This is a genomic window from Luteipulveratus halotolerans, from assembly GCF_001247745.1.
Taxonomy (GTDB): domain Bacteria; phylum Actinomycetota; class Actinomycetes; order Actinomycetales; family Dermatophilaceae; genus Luteipulveratus; species Luteipulveratus halotolerans.
Window position 1 is genome coordinate 3,343,331 of record NZ_LAIR01000002.1, and the last position, 16,033, is coordinate 3,359,363.

15 protein-coding genes and 1 riboswitch are annotated in these 16,033 nt (G+C 71.4%); of the genes, 5 read left to right on the plus strand and 10 right to left on the minus strand.

Annotated features, from left to right (window positions below; all coding sequences use genetic code 11):
• Positions 1–47: 47 nt before the first annotated feature.
• From VV01_RS16865 to VV01_RS16875, 3 genes are read right to left on the minus strand one after another with little or no spacing between them, the layout of a single operon-like run.
• Positions 48–1,049, minus strand: a complete 1,002-nt coding sequence (locus VV01_RS16865; RefSeq protein WP_331456461.1) for an ABC transporter ATP-binding protein — start codon at positions 1,047–1,049, stop codon at positions 48–50.
• Complete coding sequence (locus VV01_RS16870) at positions 1,034–2,689, minus strand: ABC transporter permease (RefSeq protein ID WP_050670906.1); 1,656 nt, start codon at positions 2,687–2,689, stop codon at positions 1,034–1,036. Before VV01_RS16870 ends, VV01_RS16865 begins: the two co-directional genes overlap by 16 nt.
• The gene (locus VV01_RS16875) at positions 2,686–3,813 is read right to left on the minus strand and encodes a thiamine ABC transporter substrate-binding protein (protein ID WP_050670907.1); all 1,128 of its coding nucleotides are present in this window, start codon (positions 3,811–3,813) and stop codon (positions 2,686–2,688) included. Before VV01_RS16875 ends, VV01_RS16870 begins: the two co-directional genes overlap by 4 nt.
• 55 nt (positions 3,814–3,868) lie before the next feature.
• A riboswitch (TPP riboswitch) is annotated at positions 3,869–3,972 on the minus strand.
• A 117-nt stretch (positions 3,973–4,089) separates the two neighbouring features.
• On the opposite strand from VV01_RS16875, the gene VV01_RS16880 reads away from it, so the two are divergent.
• A complete protein-coding gene (locus VV01_RS16880) occupies positions 4,090–4,377 on the plus strand; it encodes a DUF4235 domain-containing protein (protein WP_050670908.1) in 288 nt (95 codons plus the stop codon).
• 134 nt (positions 4,378–4,511) lie between these two features.
• Here VV01_RS16880 and VV01_RS16885 read toward each other — a convergent pair whose 3' ends face one another.
• From VV01_RS16885 to VV01_RS16895, 3 genes are all read right to left on the minus strand, one after another.
• Positions 4,512–5,453: a hypothetical protein gene (locus VV01_RS16885; protein WP_050670909.1), complete on the minus strand. Its 942-nt coding sequence runs from the start codon at positions 5,451–5,453 to the stop codon at positions 4,512–4,514.
• A 191-nt stretch (positions 5,454–5,644) separates the two neighbouring features.
• Positions 5,645–6,028: an ankyrin repeat domain-containing protein gene (locus tag VV01_RS16890; protein WP_050671991.1), complete on the minus strand. Its 384-nt coding sequence runs from the start codon at positions 6,026–6,028 to the stop codon at positions 5,645–5,647.
• Positions 6,029–6,106: 78 nt separating this feature from the next.
• Entirely contained in the window at positions 6,107–6,643 is a 537-nt protein-coding gene (locus VV01_RS16895) for an Lrp/AsnC family transcriptional regulator (RefSeq protein WP_050670910.1), read from the minus strand.
• Positions 6,644–6,712: 69 nt separating this feature from the next.
• Here VV01_RS16895 and pdhA point away from each other — a divergent pair, with 69 nt between their 5' ends.
• From pdhA to VV01_RS16915, 4 genes are read left to right on the plus strand one after another with little or no spacing between them, the layout of a single operon-like run.
• Complete coding sequence (gene pdhA, locus VV01_RS16900) at positions 6,713–7,834, plus strand: pyruvate dehydrogenase (acetyl-transferring) E1 component subunit alpha (RefSeq protein ID WP_050670911.1); 1,122 nt, start codon at positions 6,713–6,715, stop codon at positions 7,832–7,834.
• On the plus strand, positions 7,831–8,838 hold the full coding sequence (locus tag VV01_RS16905; protein WP_050670912.1) for an alpha-ketoacid dehydrogenase subunit beta: 1,008 nt from the start codon (positions 7,831–7,833) through the stop codon (positions 8,836–8,838). The genes pdhA and VV01_RS16905 overlap by 4 nt, the downstream gene beginning before the upstream one ends.
• Positions 8,835–10,190: a dihydrolipoamide acetyltransferase family protein gene (locus VV01_RS16910; protein ID WP_050670913.1), complete on the plus strand. Its 1,356-nt coding sequence runs from the start codon at positions 8,835–8,837 to the stop codon at positions 10,188–10,190. Before VV01_RS16905 ends, VV01_RS16910 begins: the two co-directional genes overlap by 4 nt.
• A gap of 49 nt (positions 10,191–10,239) precedes the next feature.
• The gene (locus VV01_RS16915; protein ID WP_050670914.1) at positions 10,240–10,539 is read left to right on the plus strand and encodes a DUF4333 domain-containing protein; all 300 of its coding nucleotides are present in this window, start codon (positions 10,240–10,242) and stop codon (positions 10,537–10,539) included.
• A 76-nt stretch (positions 10,540–10,615) separates the two neighbouring features.
• Here VV01_RS16915 and VV01_RS16920 read toward each other — a convergent pair whose 3' ends face one another.
• From VV01_RS16920 to VV01_RS16935, 4 genes are all read right to left on the minus strand, one after another.
• Complete coding sequence (locus tag VV01_RS16920; RefSeq protein WP_050670915.1) at positions 10,616–11,041, minus strand: hypothetical protein; 426 nt, start codon at positions 11,039–11,041, stop codon at positions 10,616–10,618.
• Between the two features lie 234 nt (positions 11,042–11,275).
• The gene (locus VV01_RS24955) at positions 11,276–12,493 is read right to left on the minus strand and encodes a sigma-70 family RNA polymerase sigma factor (RefSeq protein WP_050670916.1); all 1,218 of its coding nucleotides are present in this window, start codon (positions 12,491–12,493) and stop codon (positions 11,276–11,278) included.
• A gap of 294 nt (positions 12,494–12,787) precedes the next feature.
• On the minus strand, positions 12,788–15,226 hold the full coding sequence (locus VV01_RS16930) for an FtsX-like permease family protein (protein ID WP_050670917.1): 2,439 nt from the start codon (positions 15,224–15,226) through the stop codon (positions 12,788–12,790).
• A gap of 1 nt (position 15,227) precedes the next feature.
• Positions 15,228–15,977: an ABC transporter ATP-binding protein gene (locus tag VV01_RS16935; RefSeq protein WP_050670918.1), complete on the minus strand. Its 750-nt coding sequence runs from the start codon at positions 15,975–15,977 to the stop codon at positions 15,228–15,230.
• Positions 15,978–16,033 lie beyond the last annotated feature (56 nt).

A 16,033-nucleotide genomic window follows, 5' to 3' on the forward strand; every position in this document is an offset into this window, starting at 1 on the left:
GACTCCGCCTGCGGGCGGACCGCAGGCGGGCGCTCAACCTGCGGCGCTCAGCCTGCGGGGAGCACGGCCATCCCGACCGGGTCCGGCACCAGCCGGACCCGGTCGTCTGCGTCCGGCACCTGCTCGAGCGCGCCGACGGCGTCGACCTCGCCCACGCCCTCGACGGCCACCCGCAGGCGTACGCCGTCGGCCGTCCGCGCGGCGCTGAGGACCGTCGCGACGTACGCACCCGCGGGGTCGACCCGCCACGCCTGCGGCCGCAGTGCGACCCGGGCGGCACCGGGGACGAGGCGGTCGGCGGGCGCACCCTCGAGGAGGGTGGTGTAGCCGAGGAACTCGGCGACGTCGGGGTCAGCGGGCCGGCGCCAGACCTGTGCGGTCGGACCGGTCTGGACGACCTGGCCCGCACGCATCACGGCCATGTGGTCGGCCATCGTGAACGCCTCGTCGTGGTCGTGCGTGACGAGCAGGGCGGTGGTGCCCGAGTCGGCGAGGATGCGGCGCAGGTCGGCTCCGAGCCGGTCGCGCAACGACCGATCGAGCGACGAGAGGGGCTCGTCGAGCAGCAGGAGCCTGGGGCGACCGGCGAGCGCTCGGGCCAGAGCCACGCGCTGCTGCTGCCCGCCGGAGAGCGTCGCCGGACGACGGTCACCGAGACCGGGCAGCCCGACCAGATCGAGCAGCTCGTCGACCCGGGCGTGGGTCTCTCCACGCGAAACACCCTGCCGTTTCAGCGAATACGCGACATTGCCAGCGACGTCGAGGTGGCCGAACAGCTGGCCGTCCTGGAACATCAGCGCGAACCCACGGCGATGCGTGGGTACGCCGGTGACGTCGCGGCCGTCGTACGACACCGTGCCGCGGTCGGGCCGTTGGAGGCCGGCGACGACCCGCAGCAAGGTCGACTTGCCGCAGCCGGACGGGCCGAGGACGGCGAGCACCTGACCCTGCGGCACCGTGAGGCTCACGTCGTCGACGGCGCTCGTCTCGCCGAACCGCACTGAGACATGGTCGATCTCGAGACCCTCGCCCATCAGAAGCTGCCCCACGAACCCACGCGCAGTCGTTCCACGAGTCCCATGATGACGACCGTGATCACCGCGAGCACCACCGACGCGGCCAGGGCGGTGCCGAAGCTGTCGGCCGTGGGACGCCCGATCAGCTGGTAGATCACCACCGGGAGCGTCGGCCGCTCGGGGCGCGCCAGAAAGCTCGTGGCCCCGAACTCACCCAACGACACCGCCATCGCGAACCCCGTGGCCGCCAGCAGGGGCCGCCACACGACGGGCAGCTCGACGCTGAGCCAGGCTCGCCACGGCGGCGCGCCGAGCGTGGCGGCGGCCTCACGCTGACGCGGGTCGATCGAGCGCAGGACGGGCGTCAGGGTGCGGACGACGAGCGGCAGCGCCACCATCGACTGCGCGATCGGCACCAGGACCGGCGACGAACGCAGGTCGAGCGGAGGCCGGTCGAGGGTGATCAGGAAGCCGAATCCGACTGTCACTGCTGAGATCCCGAGGGGCAGCATGAACACGCCGTCGAGCACGGCCAGGCCGCGACGTCCGCGTCGGGTCGAGGGACGCCTGGACACGATCGTCGCCACGATCACGCCGAGCACCATCGCGAGCAGGGTGGCGTCGACGGCCGTGCGCCACGAGTTGGTGATGGCCTCGGTCACGGGCACCAGCACGGCGTCGCTGTCGGGCGGCGAGGCGAGACGGCGATAGTTGGCCAGACTCCACTCACCGTCGTCCTGCAACGATCGCAGCACCAGCGTGACGATGGGTGCGAGCACGAAGACCACCGCGGCTGCGGTGATCGCGGCGGGGCCGAGGTCGCCACGACCAGGACGCTGCGGTCGGCGTACGCCGGTGCGCGTCACGGCACGGTCGCGCCGGTTGCGGGTCATCTCGGTGATCACCAGCAGGGCGAGGACCGCGACCAGCTGCAGGAGGCTGAGCACAGCCGCCGCCTGGAGGTCGAGGAAGTTGGTCGTCAGCAGGTAGATCTCGGTCTCGACCGTGCTGTAGCGCAGCCCGCCCAGGGTCAGCACGACACCGAAAGCCGTTGAGCAGAAAAGGAACACGACCGTCGCGGCCGAGACGATCGCCGGCGTGAGCGCGGGCAGCGTGACCGTGCGGAACACGGCCGCCGGACTCGCGCCGAGGGCCGCCGCCGACTCCTCGGCGCGGGAGTCGAGGCTCTCCCACATGCCGCCGACCGTGCGCACGACGACGGCGATGTTGAAGAACACCAGGGCCGCGAGGATCGCCTGCCACGAGCCGTCAGAACCCAAGAACCCCAACGGTCCTGACGGCCCGAGCAGCGTGCGGAACGCCACGCCGACCACGACCGTCGGCAGCACGAACGGCATGACGACCAGCGCCCGCACGAGTCGTTGACCGGGGAAGGACAGCCGGTGCAGCACGTACGCCGCGGGCACGCCGACCGCGACGGTGATCGCCGTCGCGACACCCGCCGACCAGAGGGTGAACCACAGCACGCGTCGGATGCGGCCGCGACCGAGCACGTCGAACACATCGGCCAGCGCCCACTGACCCTCGGGATGCAGGCCCCGACCGACCATGCCGGCGACAGGCAGCACGAAGAACACCGCGAGGAACGCGAGCGGCACCAGCGCGAGGCCCGCGAGGACCCAGGCGGTCGGCGTATCTCGGCGTCGTGTCACTTCGAGGTGATGTCCTGCCACTGGGTGAGCCACGTCTGGCGCTTGGCGGCGATGGTGGCCGGGTCGACGGCGAACGGCTTGGTGGGTCGCTGGGCGAACTTCTGCCAGTCAGCCGGGATCGCCGCGTCGGAGGCGACGGGGAAGACGTACATGTTGGGCGGCAGCGCCTCCTGGAACGCCTTGCCCTGCATCCAGTCGACCAGCGCCTTGGCGCCATCGGGGTTCTTGGCGCCCTTGAGCACGCCGGAGTACTCGACCTGGCGGAAGCACGTGTCGAGCAGGGCCTTGGTGGTCGACTTGCCGCCGGCGACGGTGAAGGCGGGCGAGGTGTCGTACGACCAGACGATCGGTCGGCTGCCCTTGCCCTCACCCTGGGTGAAGTCGACGTTGTAGGCGTCCTCCCAGCCGCTGGTGAGCTTGAGGCCGTTGGCGGTGAGCGCCTTCCAGTAGGCCTGCCAGCCGTTCTCGCCCTTGGCCCCGATCGTCGCGAGCAGCATCGCCAGCCCCGGCGAGGAGGTCGGCGCGCCCGGGGCGACCATCAGGTTCTTGTACGCCGGCTTGGTCAGGTCGTCGAACGTCTTCGGCTCGGCGAGGCCCTTCTTGGCGAACCAGGTGGTGTCGACGTTGAAGCAGGTGTGGCCGTAGTCGACCGGCGTCAGCTGACCCTTGCCGTCCTTGAGGGCGTACTGGTCGGAGCCCTTGGCGGGCGCCTTCGGGGTGTAGGTCTGGAGCACGCCCTCGTCGACGACGCGCGAGGCGAACGTGTTGTCGATGCCGAACACCGCGTCACCGACGGGCGACCCCTTGGTCAGCACCAGCTTGTTGGCGACCTGGCCGGCATCGCCGCTCGGGAGCACCTTGACGGTGTAGCCGGTCTCCTTCGTGAACTGCGCGAGCAGCGGCTTGGGCGCTGCGAACGAGTCGTGCGTGATCAGCGTGACGGTCTTGTTCGCCGGCGTCGACGCCGCGCCGGCGCTCGTGGTGCTCGCGCCCGCGCCCGACTCGGCCGCACTCTGGGCCGTGTCGCTCGCCGGGGTCTGGTCGTCACCGTTGCTCAGCGAGCAGCCGGTCATCGTGATGGCGGCCGCGCACACTGCGGCCAGGGTCGTCGTCGTACGACGCATCGGACGTCCTCCTTCAACCTCAAGGAGGGGTCTCGCTGCCCCGGGATGGGGCGAACGAGGGAGTGACTCGACTTCCTCCACCGGTCCTAACCGGATCAGGTTCGAGGGTCTGCGGCGGGGCCGCACTCTCAGCGCACTCGCGCTCCCCTGTCGTCTCGGGTCGACGGTACACGTCGCGACGTGGCAGGCTCGACCCGAGACGAGCGGTGGACGTTCGCACGGCCCAGCCGCGCGACCCCGCGACCGGCGTACGGACGAGGAAGAAGGTGTCGCCCCATGGGCAACGCGTTGTGGAAGGTTGTCGCGATCGGTTCGGGCCTGGTGGCCTCCAGGGTGGCCAAGGCCGCGACGGACGGCACCTGGAAGGCCACGATGGGCGGCCAGCCCCCGCAGAACCCCGCTGACCCCGATGTCCAGTGGAAGGAGGCGGTCACGTTCGCGGTCGTCTCCGGCGCGATCATGGGCCTGGCCAAGATGGCGGCCAACAAGCAGGCCGCGAAGGTCTGGACCAAGACGACCGGTCAGCTCCCGCCGTCCCTGCAGGCGACCAGCAAGGCCTCCTGACCGAGACCGCCCCTTCTCGTCGACGCCACCCGGCCGGCTGACGAGATCCCCGGCATCCGTCGGGGATCTGGTCACCGCGCAGGGTGGCGTCGTCGATGTGCAGGACTTTCGAGTCAGTCCAGTCACACTCTCGGTCAGTCCAGCCACGTCGAACGAGCCTCCTGGCGGAGTCCGGCCGCGGTGAGGACCGTGAGCAGCCGGGCCCGGTCGCGCGCATCGCACCAGACCCATCGAGCGACCCCGCGCACCTGACGACGCAGCCGGTCCTCACGCCTCTTCTCGCGCCACAGCACCTCAGCGGCGGCCTTGCCGTCGAGACCGTCGACGCGGTACTTCACCTTGCCGTCGAACTCCCCGACCAGCCCGTCCCACCCGAAGTCCGTGCGACCGATGAAGCCGTCGGCGTCGGCGTACTCGACCTGCAGGTGTGGACGAGGCAGCCGCAGCAGGAACATCTGCGCGCGGCTCAGGCTCTCGCCGGCTGACTCGCTCAAGGGGTCGGCGAGCGCCACCACCAGCTTGGCGACCCGACGCCCACGCAGCCGCGGCGGCAGTGCGGCCACCTCTGCCTCCAGATCCTGTCGGCTGCACAGCGAGCGCCGAAGGGCGGCGTCCGCGCACACCAGGCCCGCAGCGAGATCGGTCGTACGAGCCACATCGACGACCGTGCGTGCCGCCGGTGTGACCTGCAGCCCGTCTCGTTCGACAGCGCCGAGCCGGGTCGTGTGGTGGCGACGCACACGGGTCGAGCTCTTGCGCCTGCTGCGGGCGGGGACGACCGTGTGCACCTGCTCGGGCCAGGCGTTCAGCAGAGGCAGACCCCAGAGCGCGGCTGCCGACTCGTGCGCGAACACCGGACGCTCGTCCGCGCGGTCGCCGAGTGCGTGCGCGTGGACCAGCGCGCGATGTCGGTCACGGTCGTCCATTCCGTGCCATCGTGTCGCCGGCATGCAGACGCCGTGGCCCACGCTCACGTAGGACGCGGCGCCGGTCGGGTCGAGCGCCCTCGTCGGCTCGATGCCGGTGCGTCGGAGGTCGCCGCAGAGCTGGAGGGTGGTTGCGTCGAAGGTCGCCATGCCCCCGATCGTGCGGCGGTCGAGGGTCGGCTGCCCACTGCCGACCCGAACCCTGTGGACAGGGCGCCTGCTCCGGTCGGGCTGTGGACCTCGTTCCGGCCTCCTGGACATTGCCAGCGCGCCCCTGCCCGCCGACCAGTACCCCACCATCCGTCGGGAGTCTCGTCACCAGACAGGGTGGCGTCGACGCGTCAGCGGGTGGTGAGGTCTCCGCGGCCGAACATCTCGGCGGTCTCCTTGGCCGACGGCGAGCCCGCCTCGACGTCGGCGCCGGCGTCCATCAGCAGGAACACGATGGTGTCCTCGCCCTTGAACACCGCGCCCGCGAGCGGTGACTGGCCGCGGTCGTTGAGCCGGTTGACGTCGGCGCCGCGCTCGAGCAGCACCGTCACCGCGGCGGTCTGGCCGTGATAGGCCGCGAGCATCAGCAGCGTGTTGCCGGCCGCGTCGGTGAGGTCGACGGGCACGCCCTGGTCGACGTAGGCGGCCAGCCGGTCGGCGTCGCCCTGGCGCGCGAAGTCGAAGCACGCATGAGCGATCTCGACCAGGCGCGGGTCGAGAGCGTCCGAAGTCATGTCGGGCATGTTAGGCCCTCCTAACCCGTAGGGCACAAGTCCACGGCGACCACCATTCGCCCTGAACGGTATGGCTCGTCACGCCGTCGCGAACGGTCCTTTGCCGCGAATCTCCTCGAACGCCAACCACGTTCGCGTCGCGATGACACCGGGAATCGCCTGAACCCGTTCGAGCACGAGCGTGCGCAGGGTGGCGTTGTCAGGCGCATGCACGAGCACGAGCACGTCGAACTCGGAGGCCAGCAGCGCGATCGACTCGACGTAGGGCAGCTCGGCGAGCTCGGCCGACACCGAACGCCAGGTGTTCTGCTCGATGTTGACCGACACGTACGCCGTCGTGGCCAGCCCCGCACGCTCGGGGGCGAAACGTGCGGTGAACCCGGTGATCACGCCCGTCCGCTGAAGGCGCTCCAGGCGGGCGTACGCGTTGGCGCGGCTGATGTGCAGGCGCTCGGCGAGGGTGCGTACGGACAGCCGTGCATCGGCCACGAGCTCGGCCACGAGGCGGCGGTCGGCATCGTCGAGCGGACGCGCCGGACCGGGCGTGGCCGCCTGTCCAGCCGGAGCGGCGCTCGTACCGGCAGATCGAGACGATCGGCTCTGAGGTTCGGCCATGCCGAGCAGTATGCCTTGCGTTCGGCCGCTCGATTGAGCCAACAGGCCCAGGAGAGGGACGATGACGTGATGGAGACCACACTCGCGCCGGGAGGTGTGGCCGCTGACCTGCTGCCCTCTCCCCGACCGGTCCAGCTGCTCGACCCGGACGGCCTGCTCGTGCAGCAGCCGCAGGACGCGCACCACTACGACGTGCCCAGTGCTGAGCGCCTGCTCGCGGCCTGGCGCGGCATGGTGATCGGCCGCCGCCTCGACGTGCAGTCGACCGCCCTCACCAAGCAGGGCCGGCTCGCGGTCTATCCCAGCTCGCGCGGCCAGGAGGCCTGCCAGGTCGGCGCCGTGCAGGCGATCACCGAGCGCGACTGGATGTTCCCGACGTACCGCGAGTCGATGGCGCTGTTCACCCGCGGCATCGACCCGGTCGAGACGCTCACGCTGCTGCGCGGCGACGCGCACTGCGGCTACGACCCCAAGGCGCACAAGACCGCCCCGCAGTGCACTCCCCTGTCGACGCAGCTGATCCACGCAGCCGGTGCGGCGTACGGCGAGAAGCGCCGAGGCACCGATGCGGTCGCGCTCGCCTTCATCGGTGACGGCGCCACCAGCGAGGGCGACTTCCACGAGGCCCTCAACTTCGCCGCCGTGTTCAGCGCACCGGTGATCTTCTTCGTCCAGAACAACAAGTACGCCATCTCGGTGCCGCTCGCGAAGCAGTCGAAGGCTCCGGCGTTGGCGTACAAGGGAATTGGATACGGCGTCCGCTCCGAGCAGATCGACGGCAACGACCCGGCCGCCGTGCTCGCCGTCATGGACGCTGCCGTCGCGCACGCGCGTGCGGGCAACGGGCCGTTCCTGATCGAGGCGCACACCTATCGCATGGATGCGCACACCAATGCCGACGACGCGTCGCGCTACCGCACCTCCGACGAGGTGTCCGCCTGGCTGGCGAAGGACCCGCTGTCGCGGCTGCAGACCTGGCTCACCGTCAACGGTCACCTCGACGAGGCGGGCATCCGCGACGCCGAGCAGGAGGCCGAGGAGCGCGCTGCCGACCTGCGCGACCGCATGAACTCCGAACCGACCGTCGAGCCGATGTCGTTGTTCGACAACGTCTTTGCCGAGCCGACGCCACAGCTGCGCGAGCAGCGGGCGATGGTCGCCGCCGAGCTGGAAGCCGAGGCACAGTCATGACGATCACCATGGGCAACGCCCTCAACCGGGCCCTGCGCGACGCGATCGCCGAGGACGACGACGTGCTGATGTTCGGCGAGGACGTCGGCACGCTCGGCGGCGTCTTCCGCATCACCGACGGCCTCACCGCCGAGTTCGGCGAGGACCGCTGCTTCGACACGCCGCTGGCCGAGTCGGGGATCGTCGGGTTCGCCATCGGTATGTGTCTCACCGGTTTTCGGCCCGTTGTCGAGATGCAGTTCGACGCGTTCGCCTACCCGGCGTTCGAGCAGATCACCTCGCACGTCGCCAAGACCCGCAACCGCACGGGCGGCAAGGTCAACCTGCCGATGGTCATCCGTGTGCCGTACGCCGGTGGCATCGGCGGCGTCGAGCACCACTGCGACTCCAGCGAGGGCTACTACGCACACACCCCGGGCCTCAAGGTGGTCACACCCTCCAACCCGGCCGACGCGTACAGCCTGCTGCGCGAGGCGATCGCCGACCCCGACCCGGTGATCTTCATGGAGCCGAAGGTCCTCTACTGGTCCAAGGCCGAGCTCGAGCTGCCGGTCACGACCGAGCCGTTCGGTCGAGCTGCGGTGCGGCGCAAGGGAACTGACGTCACGCTCGTCACTTACGGTCCGTCCGTGCCGACCGCCCTCAAGGCGGCCGAGGCCGCCGAGAGCGAGGGCTGCAGCGTCGAGGTCATCGACCTGCGCACCATCGTCCCGTTCGACGACGACACGGTGGTCGAGTCCGTACGCCGCACCGGCCGGTGCGTGGTCGTGTCCGAGGCCCAGTCCTTCGCAGGGGTCGCGGGCGAGGTGGCGTCGCGCGTGAGCGAGCGCTGCTTCCACTCGCTGGAAGCACCCGTGCTGCGGGTCAGCGGGCTCGACATCCCTTATCCCGCACCGAAGCTCGAGCACGCCTACCTGCCCGGGGTCGAGCGCATCCTCGACGCGATCGCGCGTCTGCAGTGGGACGACGTGCCGGATCTGTCGCACGCTGGGGCTCCGGCATGAGCGGGGTGTTCAACCTGCCCGACCTGGGTGAGGGGCTGACCGAGGCCGAGATCGTCGAGTGGCACGTGGCCGAGGGCGACGAGGTCGCCGTCGACCAGACCGTCGTCACGGTCGAGACCGCCAAGGCGACCGTCGACGTGCCGTGCCCGTACGCCGGCCGGGTCGAGACGCTACACGGCGCCGTCGGTGAGACGGTTGCCGTGGGTTCGCCGCTGGTGACCGTGGGCGCCGGATCCGATTCGGAAGCAACGGTTCTCGCAGGTGAGCGTCAGTACCGCGAGGAGGAGATGGCCGGCGCCACGGCTCCCGCCGACGAGGGCTCCGGAGCCGTCCTCATCGGCTACGGCACGGGCGGCGCGACGACGAGGACGAGACGCCGCCGCGTCGTACGCCCTGCTGGTGGTGCGCCGATGTCGGCGACCTCACGACCGTCCGCTTCTGCTGCCCACGTGCGGGTGATCTCGCCGATCGTGCGGCGGCTCGCGCGCGAGCACGGGATCAACCTGGCGGCGCTGCCGGCTGCCCGTGACGGCGCGGTCGTCAGGCGGGCCGACGTCGAGGCCGCTGCGCGTACGAGCGTGGCCGGGTCTCCCGTGACGTCGCCGGGTCTCGATACGGCCTCCGCTGGCGCTCCGGCTTACTCGACCAGCGATCCCGTTGGTACTGAACGGATTCCGCTGACCGGCATCCGTCGTACGATCGCCGACAAGGTGACGCAGAGCCGGCGCGAGATCCCCGACGCCACCACCTGGGTCGACGCCGACGCCACCGAGCTGGTCGCCGCCAAGGACGCGCTCAAGACTGCGCGCCCGGACGCAGGCATCGGGGTCCTCGCGCTGATGGCCCGCATCACGATCGCCGCGCTGAAGCAGTTCCCCGAGCTCAACGCGACGATCGACGGCGAGGCGCAGGAGATCGTGCGGCACCGGGCCGTGCACCTGGGCTTCGCGGCGCAGTCACCGCGCGGGCTCGTCGTACCTGTCGTCAAGGACGCCGACCAGCTCTCGACCACCGAGGTGGCCACCGCCCTGCGCGACCTCACCGCCCAGGCGCGCGCCGGCGAGCTGACCCCGGCGCAGCTGACCGGCAGCACGTTCACGCTCAACAACTACGGCGTGTTCGGGGTCGACGGATCGACACCGATCATCAACCACCCGGAGGTCGCGATGCTCGGTGTCGGCCGCATCATCGACCGTCCGTGGGCCCACGACGGCGAGCTCGCGCTGCGCAAGGTCACCCAGCTCGGGCTGACCTTCGACCACCGCGCCTGCGACGGCGGCTCGGCGGGCGGATTCCTGCGTCTGGTGGCGGATTCGGTGGAGCGACCGGTCGTGATGCTCGCCGACCTGTAGGCCCGTGCGTACGATGCGGACCAGCAGACCCCTACCCGGAGGAAGCCTCATGTCCAGTGCACGCCGTTCGCTCGCCGCAGTCGCGGCGGGCTCAGTTCTCGTCCTCGGTCTCGCCGGCTGCTCCAAGGAGGTCGACAACGGCCAGGTCGAGAAGCAGCTGAAGTCGGTGCTGCAGCAGAAGGCCCCCGACCACAAGTACGGCAAGGTCGAGTGCCACGACGACCTCAAGGCCGAGGTCGGCGCCAAGTCCGACTGCGACATCGAGGTCGACGGCACCAAGCAGAAGTTCGACGCCAAGGTCACCAAGGTCGACGGCGACAAGGTGTCCTACGACTTCGTCAAGGGCTGATCGAGCCGGCCCAGCAACGCCTCAGGCGCCCTCCCCACCCCGGGAGGGCGCCTGAGGCGTCTGTGGCAGCTGCAGATCAGTCGGTGGCGAGGTCGTACGTGCCCGTGCCCGGCAGGTCGAGCCAGTCGGCGTCGGGCAACGTGAAGCGCGTCGTCAGCGTGCCCCGTTCGGTCGCCCGGTCGTGGCGCACGGTGACGTCGACGCTGCCGCTGGGCAGGCGGCCCTTGAACGTCGACCGGGCCTGCTCGATGTGCTCCTCGCCCGAGGAGTCGACCACCGAGGTGATCTCCCAGCCGGCCGTGGCCCTCAGCTGCGCGTCGTAGGGCATCAGCACGGTCGGGTCGAAGGTGAGCTGCCGCGTGGCCGCGGTCGGCGCAGGTGCGGTCGGCTCGGTCGAGGGCGGCGGCGTCGTCGGAGGCGTGCTCGACGAGGACGACGGCGTCGTGGGGTGCGTGGGGTGCGTTGGCCGCGGCTTCGTCGGCTCCTGCGACGGCGGCGACATCGGCTCAGGCGACGTCGGAGCCGGCGGCTCGGGCGTCGTCGGCTCAGCCGTGGGCGTCGATGTCGGCGCCGGAGGCTCAGGTGCGGACGGCTCCGGCGTCGGAGCCGGCGGCTCGGGCGCGGGTGGCGGCGTCGGGGCCGGAGGCTCGGGCGCGGGTGGCGGCTGCGGCGCCGGCGGGGGTACGACGACGGGACCGGCCGCGGGCGGCGCGGGCTTCGGCACCTGGCGGGAGACCTACGGCAGAGAGGCCGGCGAGGTCGCCGACGCCTCAGGAGGCGCCGGAGCCTTCGCGGCCGGGGCCTTCGGCGCCGCAGGCGCGGAAGGAGCGGACGGTGCCTCGGGCACAGGTTTCGGAGCTGCGGCCTTCGGAGCAGCCGGGGCAGGGCGCGCGGGCGCCGATGCCGCGGGCGGGGCCGGCTGCTGGGCGGCGCGGGCCGGTGCATCGCTGTCACCGGACATCGCGAACGCCGCGGCAGCGATACCTGCAGCGGCGACCGCGCCGGCTCCGGCGGCGGCGACCTTGCCGGGGCTGGTCAGACCCGGGATCGGCCACCAGGCCCAGCCTCCACCGGCAGCCGCGCCGGCACCGACGACGGCGGCTGCACCCTTGGCTGCGGTGCCCGCCGCGAGGTACTTCACACCGATGGTGGTGCCGCCCACGACGAGCGGAAGGATGAGCACGCGCATCGCGGCGTTGGTGTCGGTGACGGCGAGCAGTGCGACACCGCAGGAGTCACAGCCGTCGAGGTGAGCGCGTACGGCCGCCTGGTCACGGCTGGAGAGGCCGTCACGCACGTGGGCGCCGAGCTGTCGGCGTACGTCCTGGCACTCCTCACTGGTGGCGGCCGCGGCACCGCCGGCGGCGTACTCGGACAAGAACGCCTGTCGCAGCCGCTCCTTGGCGCGCTTGGCCCGTGAGGAGACGCCGTTGGCGGTCGTGCCGAGCACGGGCGCGAGCTGAGCGGGCGTCTCGTCCTCGACGCAGAGGTGCCACAGGAGGGTCTGGGTCTCCTCGGGCAGCGACTTCCAGGCCGACCAGACGACCTGCTGCTCCTCGCGGTCGACGACCTTCTCGGACGGCGTGATGAGCGTCGGCAGGTCGAGCTCGTCCTCGTCGTCGGTGAGCCGCACGCGGTTGCTGTAGGTGCGGCCGGTGTCGATGGCGACGCGGCGGATCGTGCTGAGGAGGTAGGGGCGGAAGGCCGTCGTCGGACCGCCGCCACCGTCGATCGCGCGCAGGACGCGGGTGAAGCTCTCGCTGACGAGGTCGTCCACATCGCGAGACGGGGCGATGCTGGCAGCGAGCCGGCGAGCGCTGTCGGCGTGCCGAGCCCACAGCTGGCCGAAGGCGCCGCGGTCGCCGGAACGCACCGCGTCCAGCAGGACCTGATCGCTCTCGGGGTCACCCTCGGGCAGGTCAGGCACCGGCTCCAGGTCAGCGGTCTGAGCCATCCGGGGAGTCCTCGCGTGTGGGTCGAAGGTGGTCTGACCCGGCGCTGGTGCTCGCCGTGGGCCGCGCCCAGGGTACGGCGAAGAAAGTTTCAAAAAAAATTCTCGAAACCCGCGACAGACCTCCTGGAGTACGTCGTCTCCCCGTATGGAGGCAGAGCGCCACTGTGGGGACGGATGACGCTCTTGCCGCCCTGCGCCGGACCGCTGTGGCCGCGGTCTGGCGTGGGCGGCCCTCCACGACGGTGAATCGTCCTGGGCCTGCGCTGTGGCACGAGCAGGCCCAGGACGACCGCCTCAGTCGGAGGCCAGGCCGGACGCCGGCGCGATGCGCGCCGCCCGCCGCGCCGGCAGCACCGAGGCCAGGACGCCCGCGAGCGCCGCTCCGACCGCGACCAGGGCCAGCGTGCTCCACGAGAACGCCGGCACCGTCTCGTCGGTGAGCTCCCGCAGCAGAGCCAGGGAGCCGGCCATCCCGTAGACGAGCCCGAGCGCCACCCCACCGAGCGCCCCGGCACCGCCGACGAGCAGCGCCTCCCACAGCACGGTCAGCCGCAGCTGCCGCCGGGTCAGTCCGAGCGCTCGCAGCAGGGCCGACTCGCGGGTGCGTTCGAGCACGGAGAGCCCGAGGGTGTTGGCGACACCGACGAGTGCGATCAGCACGGCGACCGCGAGGAGGCCGGTCACGATCAGCAGGATCACGTCCGTCTGCTTCTGCAGCTCGAGCCGCTGAGTGGCGCCGCCGTCGACGCTCAGGCCGTCGTACTCCTTGGTCGCAGCACCGATGTCGCCCATGACCCGGTCGGCGTCGGCGCCGTCCGCGATGCGCGACCACACCTCGGCGACCGGTGCGTGCGGAGCCACCTGCCGCAGGTCGGAGGTCGTCATCAGCAACGACCCGTCGCGCCCGTCGGTCTCGACGCGCAGCGACAGATCGCCGACCCGCAGCTGCGAGCCGTCCTTGACGTGCAGCCCGGTCGCGATGCTCTCCGGTACGACGATCACCCCGGACCGCAGGCCGCTCACCGTGTCGTCGTTGCGGAGCACACTCGCGGCGGCCGTCGGGTCGACGGCGACGACCGTGCGGGCGCTGCCGCCGACGCGGACGTTCGCCTGGGTGACCGTGGCGGTGGCCGCGACCCCGTCGACCCGCGCGACGGCGTCTCGTACGCCGCCCGGCAGCCGCTCGGACGCGGATGCGACGGTCACGTCGACGGGCGAACGGCGGTCGAGCTCCTTCTCGACGGTGGCCCGGCCGGTGCCGGCAGCGACGGTCATCGCGCTGATCAGGGCGACGCCCACGAGCAGAGCCGTCGACGTGGCGGCCGTCCGCCGGGTGTTGCGCGCGACGTTGTCGGCGGCGAGCTCTCCCGGCGTACCGGCCAGACGTGCGAGCGGCCGGCCGAGCAGCCGGGCGAACGCCGGCACCACAACCGGCGCGAGCATCATCACGCCGAGGAACGACACCATGGCGCCCGCGACGGCGGCGACCGCTGTCGGGAGCGCCACGCCCGCGACCATCAGCGCCGCGCCGAGCGCGGTGAGCAGCCCCGCGACGGCCAGGCGCACGCGTCCGGCCCTGCCCTTGACGACCACCGGCGCCTCGGGACGCAGCGCCACGAGCGGGGCCACCCGGGTCGCCTTGTACGCAGGACGCACCGCGGCGACCACCGTCACGACCAGCCCGACCACCAGCGGCACGACCAGCGCCCGTGGGCTCACGGCGAGCCCGTCGATCCGGGTCATCGAGTCGGTGGAGTTGATGCCCGCCGTCGCAGCACGTGCCAGCCCGATGCCGGCCGCCACACCGACGATCGATGCAATGAGACCGAGGCCGACCGACTCGGCCAGCACGGTCCGGCGCACCTGAGAGCGTGTCGCGCCCACGCACCGCAGCAGTGCCATCTCACGGGTGCGCTGGGCGAGCAGGATGCTGAACGTGTTGCCGATGACCATCGCGGCCACGAACAGCGCGACCGCGGCGAACCCGAGCAGCATCGTGGTCAGGATGTTGGCATCGCCGAGCACGTCGTCGACGTCCACCTCGGCCTGGTCGGCGCCCGAGCGCACGTCGTACGCCGACCCGAGCGTGGCGCTCAGCGCACTCACCACCGAGTCCGGGCCGTCGACCACGACGCGGTCGAATCCTGTTGAGCCGCGCCAGGACTCGATGTCGGCGTTGGTCGCAAGGATCGCCGCACGCTGGGATGCATCGGACTGGTCGATGACGCCGACGACGGTGACCGCGGTCGTGCGCGTGCGGACGCTCTCACTGTCTCCTTCCCCGCCGGCACCGACGACCGTGGTGCGCGAACCCACCTGGAAGTCATGGCTTCTCGCGGCCGTCTCCGAGACGGCGACCTCGCCGGCACGTCGGGGCAGACGGCCCTGCGCGACGGTGCCCGTACCCGAGCCGCCCGCTGTGCTCACGTCCGCGAACCGCGCCGGCGCGCCGATCCGGACGAACGCGGTCGAGGTCGGCGACACGGCCGTGACTCCGGTCGTGGCGCGGATCGTGTAGAGCGCGTCGGCACGTACGACGCCGTGGTCGGGCGCGGTGACGACCGCGGCATGGCTGCCGAGGTCGGCAGTGATCGACTTCTCGGTGGAGGCCTGCATCGTGCTGCTGAGCACGAGCGTCGCCGCGACGAACGCGACACCCAGCACGATCGCCAGGCCGGCCGAGATCATCCGGCGGCTGTGCGAGCGCAGGCCCGCGAGGGTGAGTGACAGCACGTCAGACCCCCAGACCGCGCAGCGCCGCGAGGACGGAGTCGACGCTCGGGTGGGCGATCTCGCCCGAGAGCCGACCATCGGCGAGCAGGACGACGCGGTCGGCGTACGACGCCGCGACCGGGTCGTGCGTGACCATCACGACCGACTGGCCGAGCTCGTGCACGCTGCGCTGCAGGAAGTCGAGCAGCTGTGCACCGCGCACGGAGTCGAGGGCGCCGGTCGGCTCGTCGGCGAAGATCACCCGCGGCCGCATGACCAGCGCCCGCGCCACGGCGACCCGCTGCTGCTGGCCGCCGGAGAGCTCGTGCGGGCGGTGGTCGAGACGATCCTGCAGGCCGAGGGTGCGCAGCACGAGATCGGTCCACTCAGGGTCGGGCTTGGTGCGCGACAGCTTGAGCGGCAGCAGGATGTTCTGACCGGCGGTCAGCGTGGGCAGCAGGTTGAACGCCTGGAAGACGAACCCGACCTGCTCGCGGCGGACCAGTGTCAGCTCGGTGTCGGTGAGCGAGGTGATGTCGGTGTCGCCGATGCGCACGCCTCCCGACGTGGGTCGGTCGAGACCCGCGAGGCAGTGCATCAGGGTCGACTTGCCCGAGCCGGACGGGCCCATGATCGCGGTGAGCCGGCGCGCCTCGAAGTCGACCGTGACGCCGTCGAGAGCGGCGACGCGAGCGCGGCCCTCGCCGTAAGACTTGTGCAGGTCTGTTGCTGAGGCCGCACTCGTGCGGACCGTCTGGCTGGTGGGGATCATGGCTGCTTTCCGTTGTCTCCGTGGGCAATTCGTCCACTCGACGGTAGGAATCAGCA

Excerpts from the sequence above, each read along its gene's own strand:
- VV01_RS16875 (WP_050670907.1), bottom strand. The coding sequence starts at position 3,813 with ATGCGTCGTACGACGACGACCCTGGCCGCAGTGTGCGCGGCCGCCATC.
- VV01_RS16880 (WP_050670908.1), top strand. The coding sequence starts at position 4,090 with ATGGGCAACGCGTTGTGGAAGGTTGTCGCGATCGGTTCGGGCCTGGTG.
- VV01_RS16885 (WP_050670909.1), bottom strand. The coding sequence starts at position 5,453 with ATGGCGACCTTCGACGCAACCACCCTCCAGCTCTGCGGCGACCTCCGA.
- VV01_RS16890 (WP_050671991.1), bottom strand. The coding sequence starts at position 6,028 with ATGACTTCGGACGCTCTCGACCCGCGCCTGGTCGAGATCGCTCATGCG.
- VV01_RS16895 (WP_050670910.1), bottom strand. The coding sequence starts at position 6,643 with ATGGCCGAACCTCAGAGCCGATCGTCTCGATCTGCCGGTACGAGCGCC.
- pdhA (WP_050670911.1), top strand. The coding sequence starts at position 6,713 with ATGGAGACCACACTCGCGCCGGGAGGTGTGGCCGCTGACCTGCTGCCC.
- VV01_RS16905 (WP_050670912.1), top strand. The coding sequence starts at position 7,831 with ATGACGATCACCATGGGCAACGCCCTCAACCGGGCCCTGCGCGACGCG.
- VV01_RS16910 (WP_050670913.1), top strand. The coding sequence starts at position 8,835 with ATGAGCGGGGTGTTCAACCTGCCCGACCTGGGTGAGGGGCTGACCGAG.
- VV01_RS16915 (WP_050670914.1), top strand. The coding sequence starts at position 10,240 with ATGTCCAGTGCACGCCGTTCGCTCGCCGCAGTCGCGGCGGGCTCAGTT.
- VV01_RS16920 (WP_050670915.1), bottom strand. The coding sequence starts at position 11,041 with ATGTCGCCGCCGTCGCAGGAGCCGACGAAGCCGCGGCCAACGCACCCC.
- VV01_RS24955 (WP_050670916.1), bottom strand. The coding sequence starts at position 12,493 with ATGGCTCAGACCGCTGACCTGGAGCCGGTGCCTGACCTGCCCGAGGGT.
- VV01_RS16935 (WP_050670918.1), bottom strand. The coding sequence starts at position 15,977 with ATGATCCCCACCAGCCAGACGGTCCGCACGAGTGCGGCCTCAGCAACA.